Source organism: Salinicola sp. JS01, assembly GCF_030284585.1.
GTDB lineage: Bacteria > Pseudomonadota > Gammaproteobacteria > Pseudomonadales > Halomonadaceae > Salinicola.
Genome location: NZ_CP127244.1, coordinates 543591 through 565105 on the forward strand (window position 1 = coordinate 543591; position 21515 = coordinate 565105).

Genomic DNA, 21515 nt, shown 5'->3' on the forward strand with positions numbered 1-21515 from the left:
CCTAGTCGATGGTGCCGGCCATTCGGTGGCGCTGGCTATTCGATGATGTCGCCGCGCAGCAGGTACTTGCACACGGCGATGGTGCTGACGAAGCCGAGCATGGCGATCAGCAGTGCCGCCTCGAAGTAGTCCTTGTTGTTGACCCAGATGCCGAACAGCACGATCAGCGCGATCGAGTTCATGTACATGGTGTCGACCGCCAGTACCCGGTCGGGCAGGCTGGGGCCGATCACGGCGCGATAGAAGTTGAGCGCGATAGCGGCGCTGAACAGCGCCAGGGCGATCCACAGCGCGGTAGCGATCATGATTCGAAGATCTCCATGAGCGGGCGTTCGTAACGCTGATGAATCTCGGCGATCAGGCCGTCGATATCGGCCACGTCGAGGGCGTGGATCAGCAGCGTGCGATTGTCCAGGCGCAGGTGGGCCGACACGGTGCCCGGGGTCATCGTGATGGTGCTGGCGAGAATGGTGATGGGGAAGTTCTCGGTCAGCGTCAGCGGATACTCGACGAATGCCGGGCGCATGCGCCCGCGCGGGTCGAGAATCAGCTTGGAGACCTCGAGGTTGGCCACCACGATGTCCTTGAGCACCCGGCCCACGTAGTGCAAAAGCTTGAGCGGATGCTTGATGCGTGGCTGGCGCTCCCAGAACGGGCGGCACAGCAGCGGGATGACCACGGCCAGCACGCCGCCCAGCAGCCACTGGCCGAGGGCCACGCTCTGCTGCAGCAGCAGCCATACCAGCAGCAGCAGCAGCGACAACACCGGCATCGGCAGCCAGCGTACGGGAGGAATCATGAGCCACCTCCAGAAGTCGGGGCGAGGATCGCTTGGGTATAGGCGCTGGGGTCGAGCAGCTGTGCGGCGCTCGCCTGGGTGAATTCGGTGATCGGGCCGGCGAAGATCGCCAGCAGCGGCGAGGCGCCCAGCAGCAGGGCGAGTCCTGCCAGCATGCTCGGCTTGAGCCGCGACCCCTCGGGGTCGGCCTTGCCCGCCTTCCAGAACACGGTGGAGCCGCTGCGGCCCATCGCTACCAGCCCGGCGAGGCTCGACAGCAGCAGCAGCGACCACAGCCACGGCTGCTCGCTCGGCTGTGCCGCGTCGAGCAGCAGCGCCTTGCCGATCGCCCCGGACAGCGGCGGCAGGCCGACCACGGTGATCGCGCCGACGAAGTAGGCCAGCCCCAGCAGCGCCGGCTGGGTGACGCCGCGGCCGGGCACGATACGCGCGCCAGCCTTGCCGCGCTGATCGGCGATGGCGTCGGCGAGCAGGAACAGACCGCCGCTGACCAGGGTGGTATGCAGCATGTAGTAGAGCAGCGCCGAGAGCGACGCCACGCGGTCCATGCTCACGCCGGCCAGCAGGGTGCCCACCGAGATCAGGATCAGATAGGCCACCTGGGTGCGCAGGTCGCGTGCCGAGAGCACGCCGATCCCGCCCAGGGCGATAGTCGCCAGGGCGAACCACCACAGCCACGGTTGCACGAAGTTGGCCAGATCGCCGGCGCTATCGCCGAAAATCAGGGTGTAGACGCGCAGAATGGCGTAGATCCCCACCTTGGTCATGATCGCGAACAGCGCCGCCACCGGCGCCGGCGCGCTGGCATAGGCCCGCGGCAGCCAGAAGTAGAGCGGCAGTATCGCCGACTTCAGCCCGAACACCACCAGCAGCAGGAAGGCCCCGGCCTTGAGCAGCCCCAGGCGCTCGGGGTCGAGCTGGGCGACCCGCTGGCCCATGTCTGCCATGTTGAGCGTGCCGGTGGTGCCGTAGAGCACGCCGAGCGCGATCAGAAACATCGCCGAGCCGGCCAGGTTGAGCGCTACGTAGTGGAAGCCCGCCTGGGTACGATCCTTGCCGCCACCGTGCATCAGCAGCGAGTAGGAGGCGATCAGCAACACTTCGAAGAACACGAACAGGTTGAACATGTCGCCGGTGAGGAAGGCGCCGTTGATCCCCATCAGCTGCAGCTGGAACAGCCCGTGGAAGTTGCTGCCCTTCTTGTCGTCGCCGGCGCAGGCGTAGGCCAGGCTGCCGAGGGCGAGCACGCTGGTCAGGCACACCATCAGCGCCGAGAGGCGATCGAGCACCAGGATGATACCGAACGGTGGCTGCCAATCGCCCAGGGCGTAGTAGCTGATCTGGCCGTTGCTGCTCTCGACCACCAGGGCCACGCTGATCACCACCAGCAGGGCGGTACTCACCAGGCCGATGGTGCGCCGTGGCTGCATGGTGGCGTCGCGCTTGATCAGCATCGCGAGCCCGGTGAACAGCGGCAGCAGGATGGGGAGGATGATCAGATGCTGCATCACGACTTCTCCTCCCTGGCGTCATCGCCGCGCTGGTCGTTGACCTGATCGCTGCCCTGGTCGCCGCGCACGCGCATGGCCAGGATCACCGAGAACGCGGTCATGGCGAAGCCGATCACGATGGCAGTGAGCACCAGCGCCTGGGGCAGCGGGTCGGCATAGTGGGTCTTGCCATCCTGGATCACCGCGGCGCCGTCGGTGGTGAGGCCGCCGGTGGAGAACAGGAACAGGTTGACCGCGTAGGAGAGCAGCGTCAGCCCCACGACCACGGGGAAGGTGCGTCCACGCAGGGCCAGGTAGAGACCGCTGGCCGCCAGAAAGCCGGTTACGGTGGCGAAGAGCGCTTCCATCAGACGGTCTCCTTCTCGTTCTCTTTGCTGGGCCGGTGACGCGTGGTCAATTTGCCCAGGTTGGCCAGGATCATCAGCGTCGCGCCGACTACGGTGAGATAGACGCCGAGATCGAACAGCATGGCAGTGGCCAGCTCCACTTCGCCGATATAGGGAATCGCGAAGTGACCGAACGCCGAGGTCAGGAAGTTATGGCCGAACAGCCAGCTGCCGAGACCGGTGAGGGCGGCGATCACCACCCCGACCACTGCGATCGGCTGGTACTGGAAGGTCAGGCGCTGCTGTGCCCAGTCGACGCCGCGGGCGATGTACAGAAGGATCAGCGCCACCGCGGTCACCAGGCCGGCAATGAAGCCGCCGCCGGGCTCGTTGTGGCCGCGCAGGAAGATGAACACCGACACCAGCAGCGCCAGCGGCAGCAGGCTCTGCGAGACCGTGGCCAGCAGCATCGGGTGCAGATCCTTCGACCACGGCCGGCCCTCGCTATCGCTCGACGGCATGAACAGACGCAGGCGGTTGAGCAGCTTGTAGATACCGATGGCGGCGATGCACAGCACGGTGATCTCGCCCAGGGTATCGAAGCCGCGGAAGTCGACCAGGATGACGTTGACCACGTTGTGGCCGCCGCCGCCGCTGACGCTATTGGCCAGGAAGTAGCCCGAGATACTGTCGAGCGAGCGTGTCAGCAGGGCGTAGTTGAGGCTGGCGACGATGCCGCCGAAGCTGGCTGCCAGCAGCACGTCGCGCACGATGCGTCCGCCGCTCGACTCCTTGGGCGTGCGCTGGGGCAGGAAGAACAGCGCCAGCATCAGCAGGATCACCGTGACCACCTCGACCGCCAGCTGGGTCAGCGCCAGGTCCGGTGCCGAGAAGCGCGCGAACGCCAGCGACACCATCAGCCCCACCACCGAGAGCATCATCAGCGAGACCAGGCGGCGGCGATGCAGCACGGCAGTGCCGAGGCCAGCGAGGATGGTGATCGCCGCGCCCACCACCAACAGGCCATCCAGCGGCTTGAGCGGCAGCTCGCCCTTCAGCTGGGTGAGATCGAGCAGCCCGCTGCCGGTGAGGAACAGTACCACCACGATCAGCCACAGCATGTAGCGCTGCAGCGAGCCGTTCTCCAGGCGGTCGATGCCGCGCTGGGTGGCGCCGAGCAGCTGGCGCACGGCGTATTCGAACAGCATCAGCGCGTTGCGCTGGGGGAACTGGCGCTGGAAGCTGAACAGGGTGCGGCGCACGCTGTAGATGGCGACCCCGCCGGCCAGGGCGATGGCGCTCATCAACAGCGGCAGATTGAAGCCGTGCCAGATCGCCAGATGCAGTTCCGGGCGCGGCGCGAGAATCGTCGCCTGGCCCGCAGCTTCGAGAATACCGGTCACCATCAGTGCCGGCAGCAGACCGATGAGCACGCACAGCGCCACCAGCAGCAACATCGGCAGGCGCATCATGAAGGGCGCCTCATGCGGCGTCTTGGGCAGATCCGTGGCCGCCGGGCCGAAGAAGACGTTACGCACGTAGCGCAGCGAGTAGGCCACCGAGAGCACGCTGCCGAGGGTCGCCAGCACCGGAATCAGCCACGCCAGACCGCCGAGGATACCGCTGCCGAGCGCCTCGGTCAGCATCATCTCCTTGGACAGGAAGCCGTTGAGCAGCGGCACGCCGGCCATCGATGCCGCCGCCAGCCCGGCCAGTGCCGCGGTCATCGGCATGCTGTGACGCAGCCCGCTCAGCTTGCGGATGTCACGGGTGCCGGTCTCGTGATCGATGATCCCCGAGGACATGAACAGCGACGCCTTGAAGGTGGCGTGGTTGATGATGTGGAACAGCCCCGCGATCACCGCCAGCTTGCTATCGAGCCCGAACAGCATGGTGATCATGCCCAGATGGCTGACGGTGGAGAACGCCAGCACGCCCTTGAGATCGTACTTGAGCAGGGCGAAGTAGGCGGCGTAGATCATCGTTACCAGGCCGGTCAGGGTGACGATGTAGAGCCACAGCTGGGAGCCGGCAAGCGCCGGGTGCAGACGCGCAAGCAGGAACACGCCGGCCTTGACCATGGTCGCCGAGTGCAGGAAGGCGGAGACCGGCGTGGGGGCCGACATCGCGTGCGGCAGCCAGAAGTGGAACGGGAACTGAGCCGACTTGGTGAAGGCGCCGAGCAGGATCAGCAGCAGCGCTGGCAGGTAGCGCGGGTCGGCCTGGATCAGCTGGCGGCTGTCGAGCACCGTCTGCATATCGAAGGTGCCGACGATATGGCCGACCAGCAGGAAGCCGGCAAGCATCGCCAGCCCGCCCATGCCGGTCACCGTCAGCGCCATGCGCGCGCCGCGGCGCGCCTCGCTCTGCTTGTACCAGTAGCCGATCAGCAGGAACGAGGAGAGGCTGGTCAGCTCCCAGAACACCCACAGCAGCAGCAGGTTGTCGGCCATCACGATGCCCAGCATCGAGGTCATGAACAGCATCAGGTAGGCGTAGAAGCGCGGCATGCTGTCCTCGGGCGCCAGGTAGTAGCGCGAGTAGAGGATGATCAGCAGGCCGATGCCGAGGATCAGCATCACGAACAGCAGCGACAGCCCGTCGAGCCGGAAGGCCAGGTCGAGCCCCAGCTGTGGCACCCAACTGAGGCTGAAGCGGGGGATCTCCCCGGCGAGCACGCGGGGCGCGTGGTAGAGCGCGATGGCCAGCGCCACGGCTGGCAGAATCGCGGTCGACCCCGCATTGAGATTACGCTGTCGATTGGAGCTCAACAGCGGTATGAGGCTGCCCAATAGGGGCAGCAGCACGATCAGCGGCAATGACATGAAGTTGTCGCTCTTCTCAAGGACCCGAACGGACAGCCGACGAGACCAGGTGGCTCGGGCTGACTCTCTGCGTACGTCGAGGGGCCGGTGTGACGGCGCCCGGCGGTCCTAGTGTAGGCGATCTCGCCCACTCCCAGGGACTCGTCCACGCCTCGGCGCTGGCGCTTCGCACCTCGAGATACACGTTGGTCGGATGAACTGGGCCGCCGCAGCGGCACGCTTTCCGCCGATGGCCGGCGGCGACTGGCGCACGCGATCCGCCACGAGGTGACGGGCCGCAAGCGGTCTCAGATCAGGCGGGGCGGATCGGTCAGATAAGGGCGGCGTGCACCACGGGGTGCCAGCATCCACGCCGGGGTGCGGCCCTCCAGGGCGAGTATGCCTGCGTGGGACGACGGAGTCTGGGCACCGATACGGCAGGTCGCGCATGTCAGCGACAGCTGGCTAGGCATGTGGCCCGGCATGGTGTCTCTCCTCTCTATGAGCGCTTTTCTGCTCGCACTTCTATGGGCGTGTCGCGAAAAGCGCTGTTCGTGCAGGGGCGCCCGGCGTCGCCGGGGCTGCGGCGTTCTCTCGTGGAACGCGGGTCAAGCTCGTTGTGTGTCGTGCCAGGGAAGTGTTCTGCTCGAATACGCGGCGCGAGTCAAAACATTTCCCGAGTACGACACACGCGCACGGTCTGGGCTCGGTCATGAACGTCCCGGGGCCGCGCAATTCTGCGCATTGGGCTCCGAAGCGCTTGAAAGTATTGGATATTCGCTTGATTTAGCCGGAACTCGTTAACGACTGTATCACGCCGCCCGAGGGGGAGCCATAGGCGGCTTGCGGCAGTTTCGTTGTACATATTGCCTGCCTGGTGATAGTTTTTGTACAAATATTGAGGGCTGGCGCTATCTACCAGAAGGGGAACGCCAGTAGCGGAAATCGAGCACCGAGGCAGCGGCAGGCGGGCGCCTAGATGGCCGCGCGGACGGCCCGCGAGTCTGGAGGCTGCGTCATGGAATCTTCCTGCGATCTGATCTGGTTTCGGCGCGATCTGCGCCTGAGCGACAACGATCTGCTGGCGGTCGAGCCGCACGCGGAAGCAATGCTGTGTGTCTTCGTGCTCGAACCCAGCTGGCTGGACGGCACGGCGTCTGCGCAGATCGTGCCTCAGTGGTCACTCCTGTGGCAGAGCCTGATCGATCTGCGCGGCACGTTGCTGACTCGAGGCAGCGACCTGCTGGTGTGTGTCGGCGAGCCCGCGCAGCTATTGCCGCGGCTGGCCCAGAAAGTCGGCGCTCAGCGGGTGATCACCCACGCCATGGAGGGTGCCAATGAGTGTGCCACCACCCGGCGGGTGCAGGCGGCGCTGGCGCCGGATCAGCTCTGCGTGCTGCCAGATTCGCCACTGTTTCCCGCCCATCATGACGACACCGAGATACGTGAGCTCTCCTTCGGCGAGTTCGTCGACCGCTCGCGGGGCAGGAGCGCCCTGGCGCCGAGGAGCCCAGGGCAGCCGTTCACGCTGCCGCCCTGGCCGCAGGATGGCCCACGCGGGTTGCCGCCCCTAGGCAGCCTGCTCGGCGACGTCGAGCCGCTGGCGGGCATGATGTCGGGGGGCGAACCGGCGGCCCAGGCACGCCTGCGCCAGCTGCGTGACGCGCCGGGCGAATGGGATTCCGAGGATGTGCGCGAGCTGCTGCGCTGGCGCGCGCTGGGCTGCGTCTCGGCGCGTCAGCTTTACGCGCTGTGCGAGCGGATGGAGATCACGGCCGGGGCCGAGCATCCTCAGCGCGATCTGCGCCACGAGCTTTTGTGGCATGAGTATCTGCGCCGCCAGCAGGTCTATGGCGCCGACGTCAGCCGTTTCCAGCCCGCGTGCATCGACCCTTCCGGTGGCAGCGAGCCCGGTCTCTTGCGCGCCGAAGGCGCGCCCCATGTGCAGTCGGCCGGGTCCGTGACCGTGCTGCGCCAAGAGACACTGCGCGAGAAAACACCGCGCCACCGGGAGCCGACGCCCGCGGCGGCGCCGCGGCGTGGTTCAGGGTCGTGGTTTGATCGCTACTAGTTATTGGGGGATCCTGTCTGCACTCGCCGCCCCCGACGCGCGACGCCGGGGGGCACGCGGGGAACGCGCGGGATGCGCTACACTGGGCTGACGCCAACGCCTGCCAGGCGGGGCGCGAGGATTCCCAGCATAAAGGAAGTGCATCGTGACGCGTTCTGCTCCCCTCAAAGGGTCCCTGCCCCTCTCTCTCTGCCTCTCTTTGGCCCTGGTCGGCTGTCAGAGCGTGGCCGCCACCCCGGCGTCGAGCCAGGCGCCCGACACTGCCGCCCAGGTGTCCGAGCCGACGTCAGAGGCCAACGACAAGGCCGGCGTCGCGGCGAGTGCCAGCACCACGCCCCGCGCCGACACCGATGCCGAGCAGGTCACGCCGCAGGCGCGTGCCGGCTTCGATACCTGGGTCACCGACTTCCGCCGTCAGGCCGCCAGCGAGGGCATCGATCAGGCGACCCTTGCCGAGGCCTTCGACCACGCCACCTATCAGCCGCGGGTGATCGAGCTCGACCGCTCCCAGCCCGAGTTCACCCGCCAGGTGTGGAGCTATCTGGACAGCGCGGTCTCGGATCAGCGTGTCGCCAACGGGCGCGCGCAGTTGGCGGCCCATCAGGCGCTGGCCGAGCGCATCGAGCAGCGCTACGGCGTACCCGGCAGCATCGTGGTCGCGATCTGGGGCGTGGAGAGTAACTACGGCAGCAATTTCGGCAGTTTCGAGACCATCGATGCGCTCTCGACGCTGGGCTACGAAGGGCGCCGCCAGGCGTTCGCCCGGGGCGAGCTGATGGCGGCGCTCAAGATCCTGCAGAACGGTGATATCGATCGCGATCACATGCGCGGCTCCTGGGCCGGCGCCATGGGCCACACCCAGTTCATCCCCTCGAGCTTCCTCGCCTACGCCGTGGATGGCGACGGTGACGGTCGGCGCGATATCTGGGGCAGCATTCCCGATGTCATGGCCTCCACCGCCAACTATCTGGCCAAATCCGGCTGGCAGCGCGGCCAGCCTTGGGGTGCGGAGGTGACCCTGCCGGCCGGGTTCGACTACGCCCAGACCGAACTCTCGGTGCGCCACTCGAGCCAGGCATGGGCGGCCCAGGGGGTGGCGCGGGTCGGCGGCGGGGCGCTACCCGATTTCGCCGAGGCCTCGGTGATCGCCCCGGCCGGGGCAGAGGGGCCGGCGTTTCTGGTCGGGCCCAATTTCCGCGTGATCATGCGCTACAACGCCTCCACCAGCTATGCCCTGGCGGTCGCCACGCTTGCCGATCGCATCGCCGGGCGGCCTGGCATCCAGGGGCAGTGGCCGCGTTCGGAGCCGGCGCTGTCACGGACCCAGGTGCGCGAGATGCAGCAGGCGCTCAATGCGCGAGGCTTCGACGTCGGCACGCCGGACGGGCGGGTCGGCCCCAATACCCGGGCCGGGCTGCGCGCCTACCAGCGCTCGATCGGTGTCACCCCGGACGGCTACCCCACCCAGGCACTGATACAGCGCCTCGAGACGCCCTGACGGCGGTCGTTCCGTCGGCGACGGCACCTGCCACCTCGACCCGCGTGGTCGGCGTGGCGGGTGCTGAATGGATCGCGATTCGGCGTCTTTTCCACTGTTTGCCACCCGCCACCCCGTGTCACACTCGGCGCTTTCATCGGTTTTGAGAGCGCCGCGGCGCGATGCCCTCGTGCATCGCTCGTCGCGGCGCCGTGAGGCGAGTCATGGGAGTGCAGCGATTCACCGGTGCCAACACCCGGGAGACCATGCGTCAGATACGCCAGGCTCTGGGTGAGGACGTTCTGATCCTATCCAACCGCGTCGTCGACGGTGGCGTCGAGATCGTCGCCATGTCCGAGCAGGCCCATGCCCAGGCGCTGGCCGGGCCCGCGGGCGAAGGCGAGAGCGACGGCACGCCGGCGAGCGAGAGCGCCGCGGCCGAGTCGCCGGCAGCCTGGGAAGCCTTCAACCGGCGCATGCTCGAGGACATGCGGGCGTTGCTGCGCGAGAGCGCGGCGCCTGCGCCTGCCCCGGGCCAGGCGGTACGCGATGCCATCCTGCGTCAGCTGAGCCAGGCCGGTTTCAGCCACGTGCTGTGCGAAACCTTGCTCGAGACGCTGCCGGCGTCGCTGCTCGACGAGTCCGCCGAGGAGGCCGAGACGCCTGCCTGGCAGGCGTGGCTCGAACGCCAGCTCGCGGCGCGACTCGAGGTGCTGGACAGCGAAGAAGCGCTGTTCGAGGCCGGCGGGCTGTTCGCCCTGGTCGGCCCCACCGGTGCCGGCAAGACCACCACCACGGCCAAGCTGGCGGCGCGCTACGTGATGCGTCACGGCCCGCGGGAGGCCGCGCTGGTGACCACCGACAGCTACCGTATCGGCGCCGCCGAGCAGCTGCGTATCTATGCGCGCCTGCTCGGTGTGGAAGTGCATGCGCTCGACGAACAGGGCGACCTGGGGGCACTGCTGGGGCGTCTGGCCCAACCCCGCCGCGGGCTGATGGGGCGCTCCGGCGGCAAGCGCATGATGGTGATCGACACCGTCGGCATGAGCCAGCGCGACCAGCGCCTGATGGGCGAGATCGCCCGCCTCGGCGCCGCACCGGTCAGCGTGCGCCGGCTGCTGGTGCTCGATGCCGCGCGTCACGGCGATACCCTGGAACAGGTGGTCGAGGCGTGGCAGCGCGCCTCGCAGGAGGCTGGCGAGCCGCTGTGGGGCTGCATTCTGACCAAGCTCGACGAGGCCGCGCGCCTGGGGCCGGTGCTGGACGTGCTGATGCGCCACGGGCTCAAGCTCTGCTATCTCTCGCGCGGGCAGCGGGTGCCGGAAGATCTGGAGCCGGTGGATCGCGAAGCGCTGTTGCGTGAAGCGCTCGACCATGGCGGCGAGTCGCCGTTCTCGCGTGCCGCGGGCAGTGCTCCGGCGGCGCCGGCCCAGGCGCGTCAGCAGGCGCTCTCCCAGGGCGTGCTGCGCCAGGGCGAGGCCTTGGAGACCATGCTCGCCACGCTGCGTCGGCAGGTCCAGGGGATGCCCTGGCTGGAGCACGCCTGGCCGTGCAACCACGGCACCGACAGCGCCTTTGCGGCGCGCTTGATGAGCGCGAGCCGTCAGGCCGGGCTACGCGGGGAGGGCGCGCCGCGCGCGCTGTGGTGGTCCAAGCCGGCCCCGGTGCGCGGTCAGGGGCAGGCCATGCCGCTGGTGGCGCTGGATGCCCACGGCATGCCGCAGCCGTTGGTATGGCCGCGCCACGAGCTGCCGGCGGGGGACGAAGCGCGCTTTGCCTGGGCCGACTCGCTGGGTGCCGAGTGGCACCTGCTGAACCAGTTGCCGGATGTCGAGCTGCTTGCCGGGCTCGATGTGCAGCGACGCAGCTGGCTCGCCGCCACCAGCGCCAGCCGCCGGGTGCGCCACAGCGGCGAATGGCTGCGCCTGGACGAGGCGCTGGCGCTGGGTGAAGCGCAGCCGGGGATCACCCTGTTTCATCGCGGGCGTCAGGCGCGCCTCGATCTCAAGCGTCTCGAGACCACCCTGGCCAAGCGCCGTGGCGATGGCGAGGGGCTGCCGGTGATCGCCTGGGAAGGCACCTGGCACGACGAAGCGGATGGCCGCCAGTTGGGACGGCGTTTCTGGATCGGCAGCGCCCGCACCGGCTTCGACAGCGGTTCGCGGCTGGCTGCGGCGCTGGCGCTGGAAGGCCTGCCCAGCCTGACCCAGCAGGCCGAACGGCTGCTCAAGACGCGCCGCCCGGAGCTCGAGGAGCGCGCCCACCGCTGGCAGCTCGCGGCCGCGCTGGCGGCGCTGGCGCTGCATCTGGCCCAGGCGGAAGCCGGCTGGGCCACGGACGTGCGCGCGCGCCTGTCGGACATTGCCCAGCGCCGCTGCGGGCGGCGGCCCAAGGCGCTGCTCGAAGGCCTGATGGATGCGCTGAGCGCCCACCAAACCCTGCGCCGCGCCAAGGGCGCAGGCGGGGCGGCGACGGCCGCCGAGGGGTGAGCGATCAGGCCGCCGGGCTGCGCGCCTGGCAGCGCCAGCGTGAAAGCTGGCCGCTGCTGGTGCTGGGTGAGCCGCGACGCGGCGCGCTGGAGAGTCTGCTGAGCTCGCTCAACGAGCGCAGCGGGCGGCGCTGGGCGCCAGTGACTCTGGCCGAGGCGCCGCGCGCGGCACCTGGGCATGCGCTGCTGTGGGTGGAGAGCCGGCCGGTGGACGCGACCCTGGATTACCGCTGGCTCAAGCGCATGGCGGTGGATGTCGGCCCGCTGCCGACGCTGTTGCATCTGGAGTCGGCAGCGATCAGCCAGGCACGGCTGGACAACCTGAGCGTCGCCGCGCGGCGCTTTCTGGGGGTCGAGCTCAGCCAGGACCCGGCAAGCTGGCTGATGCCCTGAACTCTCGCCGCCGCGCCTGAGGTGGCTGTGCCAGTCGCTGTAGGCAGGCGGCTGGTCATCGTCCGCTCAGGCTGGTCACTCCCGCTCAGCCGGGGCGTCGCCGGTATCAGAACAGCCGCGCCAGCAGCGCGGTCACCGCGGTCTCCACGCGCAGAATGCGCTCACCCAGATGGACCCCCTCGCACCCGGCTTCCTCGAAGCGGGCCACCTCGTAATCGACGAAGCCGCCCTCGGGGCCGATCGCCAGCAGCGTCGGCTCGTCGATCCCGCGGGGGCAGGCCCGCGGCATACCGGGATGGGCGATCAGCCCGCGCCGGTCGGTCAATAGCGCCGGTAGTCGATCCTCGACGAACGGTTTGAAGCGGGTCTCCAGGGTCACTTCGGGCAGGCGGGTATCGCGCGCCTGCTCCAACCCCAGCACCAGATGCTGATGGATCTTCTCCGGGCGCAGCTCCGGCGATTGCCAGTAGCTCTTCTCGACCCGGCGCGTGTGCAGCAGTGTCAGCTGCTTCACGCCCAGCGCCGCGATGTGTTCGAGGCTGCGCGCCAGCATGCGCGGGCGTGGCAGCGCCAGCAGCAGATGCACCGGCAGCGGCGCTGGCGGTTCGCGGTCGAGCGCGGGCACGTGGAACACTGCCTCGCTGGCGCTCAGCGTTTGCAGCTCGCCGCGGCCGATGGCGCCGTCGAGTGCGCCCACGGTGAGGCTGTCGCCGGGGGCGGCGCGATGCACCTCGCGCAGATGGGTCAGACGACGCGGATCGCAGACGCGCGCGTGGGTGGCGTCGATCCAGTCGGCGGGTTCGAGCAGAATCAGGTTCATGCAGGCAGCGGGGCACTCGGCAATGAGAAAGGGCGCCCATTGTGCCTCAGGCGCGGGCACCGCGGCCAACTGCGCACCCGCCGCGAGACGGCCGGCAGCCGGCACGATGCGCTCGGGGGCTTTCTGGCCCGGGCCTTTCTGACATAATGCCTCTTCCATATTCGGTGACAGCGCAACGAAAGGCGAGTGATGAAGGTTCTGATCCTAGGAGGCGGCGGGCGCGAGCACGCCCTGGCGTGGAAGGCGGCGCAGTCGCCGCAGGTCGACACGGTGTTCGTGGCTCCCGGCAACGCCGGTACCGCCCGTGAGGCTGGGCTGACCAACGTGGCGATCGACGCCATGGACTTCGACGCGCTGATCGCCTTCGCCCGCGACAACGATGTCGAACTCACCATCGTCGGCCCCGAGGCGCCGCTGGTGGCCGGCGTGGTCGACCGCTTCCAGCAGGCGGGCCTTTCGATCTTCGGCCCCTCGGCCGGCGCGGCTCAGCTCGAAGGGTCCAAGGCCTTCACCAAGGATTTTCTGGCGCGCCATGCGATCCCCTCGGCGGCCTACCAGACCTTCAGCGAGGTCGCCCCGGCGCTCGACTATCTCGACCGCCACGGCGCACCGATCGTGATCAAGGCCGATGGCCTCGCTGCCGGCAAGGGCGTAGTCGTGGCGATGACCCGTGACGAGGCGGCCGCGGCGATCCGCGACATGCTCGAGGACAACGCCTTCGGCGATGCCGGCGCGCGGGTCGTGATCGAAGAGTTCCTCGACGGCGAGGAGGCGAGTTTCATCGTCATGGTCGACGGCGAGCACGTCTGGCCGATGGCCACCAGCCAGGACCACAAGCGCGCCTACGATGGCGATGCCGGCCCCAACACCGGCGGCATGGGCGCCTACTCGCCGGCCCCGGTGGTCACCGAGGCGGTCTACCGGCGCATCATGGACGAGGTGATCACCCCGACCGTCGCCGGCATGGCCGCGGAAGGGCACCCCTACACCGGATTCCTGTATGCCGGGCTGATGATCGATGCCACCGGCGCGCCCAAGGTGATCGAGTACAACTGCCGCTTCGGTGACCCCGAGACTCAGCCGATCCTGATGCGCCTGAACGGCGATCTGGTGGGACTGTGTCAGGCTGCCCTGGCGCAGCGTCTGGATCGCGCCGAAGGGAGCTGGGACCCGCGCGCAGCGGTCGGCGTGGTGATGGCGGCCGGCGGCTATCCCGGCAGCTACGCCAAGGGTGATGCGATCGACGGCCTCGAAGCCGCCGAGCAGCGCGGCTGCAAGGTGTTCCATGCCGGCACGACGCAGCGCGACGATGGTCGCGTCGTCACCAGCGGCGGGCGCGTGCTATGTGTGACCGCGCTGGGTGACAGCGTGGCCGCCGCCGCCGAGCAGGCCTACGCCGGCGTCGCCGAGATCACCTGGGCAGGGGCCGAGTATCGCCGCGACATCGCCCATCGGGCGATCGCGCGTGAGCGCGAGGACGTCGCGTCACGCAGCTAATCAACCCAGCGTGCAGGCACGACCTGCACCGGGATCGGGGAACCAGCGCCATGCCGCAGCTACAGCCATATCGCGACGCCATCGCGGCGACCTGCCGCCCCGCGGCGGCCCGGGCCGTGTCGAGGGCCATCGGGCTCGGCAGGGGGGCGCGGCATGTCGCGTGAGTTTCCGATCATCGCCGTCACCGGCTCCTCCGGCGCCGGCACCACCACGGTCAAGCGCACCTTCGAGCGCATGTTCGCGCGGGAGGACGTCCACGCCGCCTTCATCGACGGCGACGCCTTCCACCGCTACTCGCGGGCGGAGCTGGCCGAGATTCTGCAGACCGAGCCGGAACGCAAGGCGGAGTTGTCGCACTTCTCGGTCAATGCCAACCTGCTGGACCGGCTGGATGCGCTGTTCCAGGAGTACGGCGACAGCGGCAAAGGCACCTACCGCCACTATATCCATGCCGAAGACAAGCGCATGATCGAGGCCGGCTGGCAGGTCGGCACCTTCACCGACTGGCAGCCGATCCCCAGTGGCACCGATCTGATGCTCTACGAAGGGCTCCACGGCGGGCTGGTGACCCATGAAGTGGACATCGCGCGGCATGTCGACATGCTGATCGGGGTGGCACCGACCATCAATCTGGAGTGGCTGCAGAAGATCGACCGCGACACCAAGCTGCGCGGCTATTCGCAGGAAGCGGTGATCGAGACCATTCTCGGGCGCATGCACGACTATGTGCGCTATATCCAGCCCCAGCTCTCGCGCACCCACATCAACTTCCAGCGCGTGCCGACGGTGGACACCTCCAACCCGTTCGAGCTGCAGGACGTGCCCAACGACGGCGAGTCGTTCGTGGTGATCCGCTTCCGCGACCCGGAAGCGGTGGATTTTCCCTATCTGGTGACCATGATCCATGACGCCTTCATGAGCCGCCCCAACACCCTGGTGGTGCCGGGGGCGCGGCTGTCGCTGGCGATGGATCTGATCCTGGCGCCCAAGGTGCGCCAGCTGCTGGCGCAACGCCGTTTTCGTTGATGTGCCGAGGCGTCAGCCGCTGGCGCCGGATCCTTTCATGTTCGAGCAGGAGACCCCATGGAGCCCACGCTGTTCAGCAAGATCATCGACCGCGAGATTCCGGCCGATATCGTCTACGAGGACGAGCACGTACTCGCCTTCCGTGACATCAACCCCCAGGCACCCACCCATGTGCTGATCATCCCCAAGAAGCCGATCGCCACCCTGAATGACATCGAGGAGGCGGATCTGGCGCTGATCGGGCGGCTGCAGTACACCGCGGCCAAGCTGGCCAAGCAGTTCGGTTTCGCCGAGGACGGCTACCGCGTGGTGATGAACTGCAACGAAGATGGCGGGCAGTCGGTCTATCATATCCACATGCACCTGCTGGGTGGGCGCAAGCTGACCTGGCCGCCGGGCTGACAGGTCCGGGACATTGCTGCACACGGGCATCCGTTCGCGGATGATCCACACACGGGTAAGGAGACTCACATGGCGCGCCAGCTGTCGCGTAGCGACAATCTGATCCATCAGTTCGACAGTGTGCTGCGCACGCTGGTGCCGGGGGCGGCACAGCCGCGCCGGCCCTCGCCGGCGCACGCCCAGCCCGAGGGCGCGCTCGACGACGAGCAGCGCCGCCATGTGGCCGGGCTGATGCGCATCAATCACACCGGTGAGGTGTGCGCCCAGGCGCTCTATCAAGGCCAGGGGCTGACCGCCAAGCTGGGTGATACCCGCGAGCGGATGGAAGAGGCAGCGGCGGAGGAGATCGACCATCTGGCCTGGTGCGATCAGCGCCTGCAGGAGCTGGATGGCCGTACCAGCTATCTCAACCCTGCCTTCTACGCCGCCTCCTTCGGGCTAGGTGCCCTGGCCGGGGCGGTCGGCGACCGTGTCAGCCTGGGCTTCGTCGCCGCCACCGAGGAGCAGGTCGGGCGCCATCTGGAGGCGCATCTGCGCAAGCTGCCGATCGACGACAAGCGCTCGCGGGCGGTACTCGAACAGATGCGCATCGATGAGGCGCAGCACGAGCGGATGGCGCTGGAGTCCGGCGGCAGCCGCTTCCCGCTGCCGGTGAAGTGGGGCATGCGGCTGGTGTCGAAGGTGATGACCAAGAGCGTCTATCGCCTTTGAGCATGGCCTCGTCGAGGGCGGTGGGTAGCCGCCGAGCAGGCAAACGAAAACCGCGACCTGAGTCGCGGTTTTTGCGTCTTGTGTTGTTGGCTTGAGGGGCTAGAGGGGCTCGTCGGACGAGCCGGCGCTCAGGCCTCGACGATCTCATAGTCGTGGGTAATCTCCACGCCGCCCTTGGCCAGCATCAGCGAGGCGCTGCAGTACTTCTCGGCGGAGAGGTCGACCGCGCGCTTGACCTGAGCCTCCTTGAGGCCGCGGCCGGTGACCACGAAGTGCACATGGATCTTGGTGAACACGCTGGGCGTGCCGTCGAAGCGTTCGGCTTCCAGGGTCGCGACGCAGTCGGTGACGTCGGCGCGGGCCTTCTCCAGGATCTGGATCACGTCGAACGAGGTGCAGCCGCCGAGCCCCATCAGCACCAGCTCCATCGGCCGCGGCCCGGTGTTGCGCCCACCGTGGTCGGGGTTGCCGTCGATCACGACGCTGTGGCCGCTGCCGGATTCGGTGACGAACTGGCGGCCGTCGGTCCACTTGACTGTGGCTTTCATGCAATCGATTCCTTCACTCGGATAACGTGGCGGCAGCATAACACTCCCGCCTGGCTGAAGTTACGCCCGGCGCAGTCGGCTCTCGAGGTCGGCCAGGCGCTGCGGCGTGCCGACATCGACCCAGTCGCCGCGGTGGTGCCAGCCAGCGACGCGCCCGGCGCGCATGGCCGCGACCAGCAGCGGCGCCAGCTTGGCCGCCTCGCCGTCGGGGAGATCGGCGACGAGCTGCGGGTGGATCACGCCGACCCCGGCATACACCAGGCGCGGCTCGCCCTCGGCGTGCAGGCGTCCGTTGGGGTCGAGATGAAAGTCGCCACCGCGGTGGAAGTCGGTGGTGTCGACCATCGCCAGGTTGGCCAGATCCCCCGCGGCTAGCGCCGGCTGGGCCAGATCGATATCACTCCAGACATCGCCGTTGAGCAGCAGAAAAGGGGCGTCGCCCAGCAGCCCCAGGGCGTGGCGCAGACCGCCGGCGGTCTCCAGCGGCGTGGGCTCATGGCTGAAGGCGAGACGCAGGCCGAAGCGCTGACCATCGCCGAGGGCGGCGACGATCTGCTCGCCGCGGTAGCTCACGTTGATCACCACCTCGCGGAAGCCGGCCGCCGCGAGGCGCATCAGGTGGTGCTCGATCAGCGGCTTGCCGGCTACCGGCAGCAGCGGTTTGGGGCAGTGGTCGGTGAGCGGGCGCATGCGGCTGCCGAGTCCGGCGGCCAGGATCATCGCTTTCATGTCGAGGCTCCCTTCGACTGCGCCTGCTCGGCGTGGTGGCGGGCAAGGCGCGCCTGCATCGCCGGGTGGTAGGTTTCGCGTAGCCAGGCGTGGAACTCGGCCAGCTCGGGCAGCGCTTCGAGGCCGGCGTCGAGCTGGGCGTAAAAATGCGGCAGCCAGTCGAGATAGCGCGGCTTGCCGTCGCGCAGGCAGAGGCGGCAGAACTGGCCCAGAATCTTGAGCTGACGCTGGGCGCCGATCGCCTCGACCGCGGCGCGGAAGGCGGCGGCATCCGGCAGGCGAGTGCCGAAATCGGCTTGGCTGCGGTGATGAAAGTCAGCGATCCAGCGATCCATCTCGGCCCGCGACCAGCGCTGGTAGCGCCCGCGCAGCAGCGAGATCAGGTCGTAGCCGAGCGGCCCCGCCAGGGCGCCCTGGAAATCGATCAGCGCCAGTTCGCCGTCGACGAGCATCAGGTTCATGGCATCGAAGTCGCGGTGCACCGCGGCTTCGGGCAGCGTCGCGATACGCGCCAGCAGTTGACGCTTGGTGTCGGCCCAGCAGGCGGGTGTCTCCAATTCCAGCCAGCGCCCCAGGCCCCAGTCGGGGAAGCGCTCCATCTCCTCTTCCAGGAAGGCGGCGGAGTAGGGCGGCAGCTCGGCCGGTGAGGCCAGCCGCTGCAGGCGCAGCAGCAGGTCGATGGCCTGGTTCGTACCGCGCCGCGCACTTTCGGCATCGTCGAAATGGTGGTGCAGACTGTTGTCGCCGAGATCGTCGAGTTCGAGAAAGCCCAGGTCGAGGTCGACGGCGTGGATCGCCGGCACCGGCAGGCCCACCGCGCGCCAGTGGCGGCCGATGGCGACGAAGGCGTGGCTATCTTCGAGCTCGGGTGGCGCGTCCATCAGCATGCGCGTGGTGCCGTCGGGCAGATACACCCGGCAGTAGCCGCGCAGGCTGGCATCGCCGGCGACGGGCTCGAAGCGGCAGGTATCGGCGGCGACGGCGTGCTGCCGGGCTATCCAGGTGCGCAGCTGGGCAAGGCGCAGACTCATCGAAACTCCCAGGATGGATCGAGTTGACGGGGTGCGGATGGCACCGCATGCTGAAGCCGCTCGTGGGCTTGGCCGATGGCGTGGTCGATAACGTCGGGACGCGGACCTGTCGGCGGCGAGGGCGCTAGACCCCCTTGGCGGCGCCAGTTTGCCGCCTTTGGTCGAGTCCGCCAACTCATCGCGCTGCGAGCGCCACGCCTCTTCATGGTTCGCCAGGCGGGCGTAGTCAGGTAGGCATAGTCAGGCGAGCATAGTCAGGCGAGCATAGTCAGGTAGGCATAGTCAGGCGAGCGCGACAGAAGACAGACAGGGAACGACCCCGCGGCAAGCGCCGTCGAGGTCTGTATAATACCGGCTCCACACGGCAAGGACACAGAGGACATGGGCAAGCGACTGGTCTGGACTGCCCTCACCGGCGTGATTTCATCGACCGCCCAGGCGGCGCCTCCGGCGCCGCTCCCGGCGGATCAGCTGGACTGGGTACCCTGGGGAGATCAGGCGCCGGCCGGCGCGCTGTGCGGCGGACGCTATGTCCAGCCCGGCTATCTGCTGCCCGAAGGGCGCACGCCGGAAGAGGTCCTCTCCAACTCCGCCACCGCGGAGTACGGTGACAACGGCGAGACGATCCTCGGCGGCGAGGTGGTGCTGCGGCGTGGCGACAGTCAGCTGCAGGCGCCGCAGGTGCGGGTCAATGCTGCCCGCGACACCGCCTTTGCCGACGGCCCGTTGACCATCCGCTACCCCGGTCTGCTGGTGCGCGGCGACGATGGCCAGGTTTCGCTCGACAGCGACGCGGCGCGGATCGACGACGCTCACTACGTGATCCACGACCAGCGCGTGCGCGGTGACGCCCAGGCGCTGCAGCGCCTCGACGACGGCCGCTATCGCATGCGCGAAGCCAGCTTCACCACCTGTGCGCCGGACAGCCGGCTGTGGCGGATCGTCGGCAGCGACGTCACCATCGACCGCGCCCAGGGCTATGGTACCGCCACCAACGCGCGCCTCGAGATGGGCGACGTGCCGGTGTTCTACTGGCCCTGGGTGCGCTTCCCGGTCGACGACCGCCGCCAGAGCGGCTTTCTGTGGCCGACCCTGGGGCTCTCCAGCGATGGCCTCGATTACAGCCAGCCCTACTACCTGAACCTGGCCCCCAACTACGACGCCACTATCACGCCCCGGGTCATCACCGACCATGGCCTGCTGATGGGCGGCGAGTTCCGCTATCTCTTCGGCAGCGATCGCGGCACGATCGATGGCGCCTATCTGGCCAACGATAATGGCGGCAACAACGATAATCCCAACGATCCCAAGGACGCCTTCGACGGCAAGGACCGCTGGTTCGTCGACTACCAGCACTACGGCTACTTCACCGATCGCCTGGACTATGCGCTGCGCTACGGCGCCGCCAGCGATGGCCGCTACTTCGACGACTTCGGCAGCAATTTCGCCGAGCAGGACACCGAATACCTCGAGCGTCTAGCGCGGCTCTCCTATCAGGGTACCACCTGGTATCTGGATGCCCGTGCCCAGGGCTACCAGCGCATGCAGTATCCGATCGACGAGAACGATCGCCCCTATTACCGCCTGCCCAGCCTGACCGCCAATGCGCGCTGGCAGCAGGAGAGCGGCTTCTATCAGGAGTGGAACTCCAACGCGACCTACTTCTGGCGTGACCTGCACGGCGTCGATGCCCAGGGCAACTGGTTCGACGAGGACGAGAACCGCACCCGCAACATTCCGTTGCGTGAATCGGCCAACGGCTCGCGCCTCAATCTGACCCCGGCCATCGGCTGGCGCGCCCAGCCGAGCTGGGGCTTCCTCGAGCCGCGCTTCCAGCTGTGGCAGACCAACTACGAGCTCGACTACGGCAATCGTGACACCTCGCGTGACGAGACCCTGTCCCGCACGGTGCCGGTCTACTCGCTGGACTCGGGGCTGATCTTCCAGCGTGACGTGACCGCGTTCGACCAGGGCTTCAAGCAGACCTTCGAGCCGCGGCTCTACTACGCCTACGTTCCCGAGCGCGACCAGTCGGAATATCCGGTGTTCGACACCGACGAGCAGGCGATCTCATGGAGCCAGCTGTGGTCGCCCTACCGCTTCACCGGCGCCGATCGCGTGGGTGACGTCAACAAGCTCTCCTACGGCGCCTCGACCCGCTTTCTCGAGGATGACACCGGGCGCGAGCGGCTGGCGCTGTCGGTCGGTCAGAGTGCCTACTTCGAAGATCGCAACGTCACCCTGCTCGACGACAGCGACAATCTCACGCCCGCGCAGCGGCGCTACGACGACTATCGGCGCACCCGCGACCGCTCGCCGGTGATCACCCAGCTCGACTGGCGCATCAACGATCAGTGGCGCTCGCGCTACGAGTGGTTCTACGACGATCAGCGTTCGCAGACCGAAAAGGCCTCCGCCTACCTGCAATATCTGAGTCCGGCCGGCCATGTATTGAACCTTGGCTACCGTTGGCAGCTCCAAGGTTTCGATCCGGCCAGCGATGCCGATGACCAACTGAGCTACAACCGCGAGGATTTCGACGTTTCGTTCGCCTACAAGGCGACCTCGTCGCTCGATCTGATCGGCCGCTATCTCTACGACAACACCAACAAGCGTGATCTGGAGACGCTGGCCGGTGTGCAGTTCAACAGCTGCTGCAGCGCGGTGCAGGTGGTCTGGCGCGAGTGGGTCGACGACAACGACACCGCCTACACCATCGACGATGACTACACCGATCGCGGCCTGTTCCTGCGCTTCGTGTTCAAGGGACTCGGCGGGGTGGGGCAGAACGCCGATAGCTACTTCGCCAGCGCGGTGCCGGGCTACGAGCCCACCACGTTCTGAGCCGGGCCCGGCGGATGCCGGGCCTGCCGATCGAGATC

Annotated in this window: 19 protein-coding genes; 9 read left to right on the forward strand and 10 right to left on the reverse strand. The window is 68.0% G+C overall.

The features are described 5' to 3' along the window. Positions 1-35: 35 nt before the first annotated feature. From QO259_RS02670 to QO259_RS02695, 6 genes are all read right to left on the reverse strand, one after another. Positions 36-305 carry a K+/H+ antiporter subunit F gene (locus QO259_RS02670; protein WP_035472357.1) on the reverse strand — a complete coding sequence of 90 codons (270 nt, stop codon included), beginning with the start codon at positions 303-305 and terminating at the stop codon, positions 36-38. Next, a complete protein-coding gene (locus QO259_RS02675; protein ID WP_207031575.1) occupies positions 302-799 on the reverse strand; it encodes a Na+/H+ antiporter subunit E in 498 nt (165 codons plus the stop codon). The genes QO259_RS02670 and QO259_RS02675 overlap by 4 nt, the downstream gene beginning before the upstream one ends. After that, a complete protein-coding gene (locus QO259_RS02680; RefSeq protein WP_207031573.1) occupies positions 796-2310 on the reverse strand; it encodes a monovalent cation/H+ antiporter subunit D in 1515 nt (504 codons plus the stop codon). Before QO259_RS02680 ends, QO259_RS02675 begins: the two co-directional genes overlap by 4 nt. Then, positions 2307-2657, reverse strand: a complete 351-nt coding sequence (locus QO259_RS02685) for a Na+/H+ antiporter subunit C (RefSeq protein ID WP_035472348.1) — start codon at positions 2655-2657, stop codon at positions 2307-2309. Before QO259_RS02685 ends, QO259_RS02680 begins: the two co-directional genes overlap by 4 nt. Beyond that, on the reverse strand, positions 2657-5461 hold the full coding sequence (locus QO259_RS02690; protein ID WP_285951686.1) for a monovalent cation/H+ antiporter subunit A: 2805 nt from the start codon (positions 5459-5461) through the stop codon (positions 2657-2659). The genes QO259_RS02685 and QO259_RS02690 overlap by 1 nt, the downstream gene beginning before the upstream one ends. Before the next feature lie 287 nt (positions 5462-5748). Beyond that, the gene (locus tag QO259_RS02695) at positions 5749-5925 is read right to left on the reverse strand and encodes a hypothetical protein (RefSeq protein ID WP_164673545.1); all 177 of its coding nucleotides are present in this window, start codon (positions 5923-5925) and stop codon (positions 5749-5751) included. Positions 5926-6458: 533 nt separating this feature from the next. Here QO259_RS02695 and QO259_RS02700 point away from each other — a divergent pair. From QO259_RS02700 to QO259_RS02715, 4 genes are all read left to right on the forward strand, one after another. Beyond that, positions 6459-7511, forward strand: a complete 1053-nt coding sequence (locus tag QO259_RS02700; RefSeq protein WP_285951687.1) for a deoxyribodipyrimidine photo-lyase — start codon at positions 6459-6461, stop codon at positions 7509-7511. A gap of 145 nt (positions 7512-7656) precedes the next feature. After that, positions 7657-9009, forward strand: a complete 1353-nt coding sequence (locus QO259_RS02705; RefSeq protein WP_285951688.1) for a lytic murein transglycosylase — start codon at positions 7657-7659, stop codon at positions 9007-9009. Between the two features lie 203 nt (positions 9010-9212). Then, positions 9213-11477: a flagellar biosynthesis GTPase FlhF gene (gene flhF / locus QO259_RS02710; RefSeq protein WP_285951689.1), complete on the forward strand. Its 2265-nt coding sequence runs from the start codon at positions 9213-9215 to the stop codon at positions 11475-11477. Next, entirely contained in the window at positions 11474-11869 is a 396-nt protein-coding gene (locus QO259_RS02715) for a hypothetical protein (protein WP_285951690.1), read from the forward strand. Before flhF ends, QO259_RS02715 begins: the two co-directional genes overlap by 4 nt. Positions 11870-11975: 106 nt before the next feature. Here the strand turns inward: QO259_RS02715 and QO259_RS02720 are convergent, their stop codons facing one another. Beyond that, the gene (locus QO259_RS02720; RefSeq protein ID WP_285952724.1) at positions 11976-12689 is read right to left on the reverse strand and encodes a 16S rRNA (uracil(1498)-N(3))-methyltransferase; all 714 of its coding nucleotides are present in this window, start codon (positions 12687-12689) and stop codon (positions 11976-11978) included. A gap of 189 nt (positions 12690-12878) precedes the next feature. Between QO259_RS02720 and purD the strand changes: the two genes are divergently transcribed. From purD to coq7, 4 genes are all read left to right on the forward strand, one after another. Then, a complete protein-coding gene (purD, locus tag QO259_RS02725) occupies positions 12879-14186 on the forward strand; it encodes a phosphoribosylamine--glycine ligase (protein ID WP_285951691.1) in 1308 nt (435 codons plus the stop codon). 153 nt (positions 14187-14339) lie between these two features. Further along, a complete protein-coding gene (locus QO259_RS02730; protein ID WP_207031563.1) occupies positions 14340-15212 on the forward strand; it encodes a phosphoribulokinase in 873 nt (290 codons plus the stop codon). 57 nt (positions 15213-15269) lie between these two features. Further along, a complete protein-coding gene (locus QO259_RS02735) occupies positions 15270-15614 on the forward strand; it encodes a histidine triad nucleotide-binding protein (protein WP_035472332.1) in 345 nt (114 codons plus the stop codon). Positions 15615-15683: 69 nt separating this feature from the next. Next, positions 15684-16325 carry a 2-polyprenyl-3-methyl-6-methoxy-1,4-benzoquinone monooxygenase gene (gene coq7, locus QO259_RS02740; protein WP_035472329.1) on the forward strand — a complete coding sequence of 214 codons (642 nt, stop codon included), beginning with the start codon at positions 15684-15686 and terminating at the stop codon, positions 16323-16325. A 128-nt stretch (positions 16326-16453) separates the two neighbouring features. On the opposite strand, the gene QO259_RS02745 is transcribed toward coq7, so the two are convergent. The 3 genes from QO259_RS02745 to QO259_RS02755 are packed head-to-tail and all read right to left on the reverse strand — an operon-like array spanning position 16454 to position 18633. Continuing rightward, positions 16454-16873 (reverse strand): OsmC family protein, encoded by a 420-nt coding sequence (locus tag QO259_RS02745; RefSeq protein WP_106418540.1) that lies wholly within the window; start codon positions 16871-16873, stop codon positions 16454-16456. 60 nt (positions 16874-16933) lie between these two features. Further along, the gene (gene murU, locus QO259_RS02750; protein WP_285951692.1) at positions 16934-17602 is read right to left on the reverse strand and encodes an N-acetylmuramate alpha-1-phosphate uridylyltransferase MurU; all 669 of its coding nucleotides are present in this window, start codon (positions 17600-17602) and stop codon (positions 16934-16936) included. Next, positions 17599-18633: an aminoglycoside phosphotransferase family protein gene (locus QO259_RS02755; protein WP_285951693.1), complete on the reverse strand. Its 1035-nt coding sequence runs from the start codon at positions 18631-18633 to the stop codon at positions 17599-17601. Before QO259_RS02755 ends, murU begins: the two co-directional genes overlap by 4 nt. Before the next feature lie 381 nt (positions 18634-19014). Here QO259_RS02755 and QO259_RS02760 point away from each other — a divergent pair, with 381 nt between their 5' ends. Beyond that, entirely contained in the window at positions 19015-21477 is a 2463-nt protein-coding gene (locus tag QO259_RS02760; RefSeq protein WP_035472317.1) for an LPS-assembly protein LptD, read from the forward strand. Positions 21478-21515 lie beyond the last annotated feature (38 nt).

Bases quoted from the DNA above. Each gene is read 5' to 3' on its own strand.
- QO259_RS02745 (WP_106418540.1), bottom strand. From the start codon at position 16,873: ATGAAAGCCACAGTCAAGTGGACCGACGGCCGCCAGTTCGTCACCGAA.
- QO259_RS02670 (WP_035472357.1), bottom strand. From the start codon at position 305: ATGATCGCTACCGCGCTGTGGATCGCCCTGGCGCTGTTCAGCGCCGCT.
- QO259_RS02730 (WP_207031563.1), top strand. From the start codon at position 14,340: ATGTCGCGTGAGTTTCCGATCATCGCCGTCACCGGCTCCTCCGGCGCC.
- QO259_RS02700 (WP_285951687.1), top strand. From the start codon at position 6,459: ATGGAATCTTCCTGCGATCTGATCTGGTTTCGGCGCGATCTGCGCCTG.
- QO259_RS02695 (WP_164673545.1), bottom strand. From the start codon at position 5,925: ATGCCGGGCCACATGCCTAGCCAGCTGTCGCTGACATGCGCGACCTGC.
- QO259_RS02690 (WP_285951686.1), bottom strand. From the start codon at position 5,461: ATGTCATTGCCGCTGATCGTGCTGCTGCCCCTATTGGGCAGCCTCATA.
- flhF (WP_285951689.1), top strand. From the start codon at position 9,213: ATGGGAGTGCAGCGATTCACCGGTGCCAACACCCGGGAGACCATGCGT.
- purD (WP_285951691.1), top strand. From the start codon at position 12,879: ATGAAGGTTCTGATCCTAGGAGGCGGCGGGCGCGAGCACGCCCTGGCG.
- QO259_RS02760 (WP_035472317.1), top strand. From the start codon at position 19,015: ATGGGCAAGCGACTGGTCTGGACTGCCCTCACCGGCGTGATTTCATCG.
- QO259_RS02755 (WP_285951693.1), bottom strand. From the start codon at position 18,633: ATGAGTCTGCGCCTTGCCCAGCTGCGCACCTGGATAGCCCGGCAGCAC.
- QO259_RS02720 (WP_285952724.1), bottom strand. From the start codon at position 12,689: ATGAACCTGATTCTGCTCGAACCCGCCGACTGGATCGACGCCACCCAC.
- QO259_RS02735 (WP_035472332.1), top strand. From the start codon at position 15,270: ATGGAGCCCACGCTGTTCAGCAAGATCATCGACCGCGAGATTCCGGCC.
- QO259_RS02685 (WP_035472348.1), bottom strand. From the start codon at position 2,657: ATGGAAGCGCTCTTCGCCACCGTAACCGGCTTTCTGGCGGCCAGCGGT.
- QO259_RS02675 (WP_207031575.1), bottom strand. From the start codon at position 799: ATGATTCCTCCCGTACGCTGGCTGCCGATGCCGGTGTTGTCGCTGCTG.
- coq7 (WP_035472329.1), top strand. From the start codon at position 15,684: ATGGCGCGCCAGCTGTCGCGTAGCGACAATCTGATCCATCAGTTCGAC.
- murU (WP_285951692.1), bottom strand. From the start codon at position 17,602: ATGAAAGCGATGATCCTGGCCGCCGGACTCGGCAGCCGCATGCGCCCG.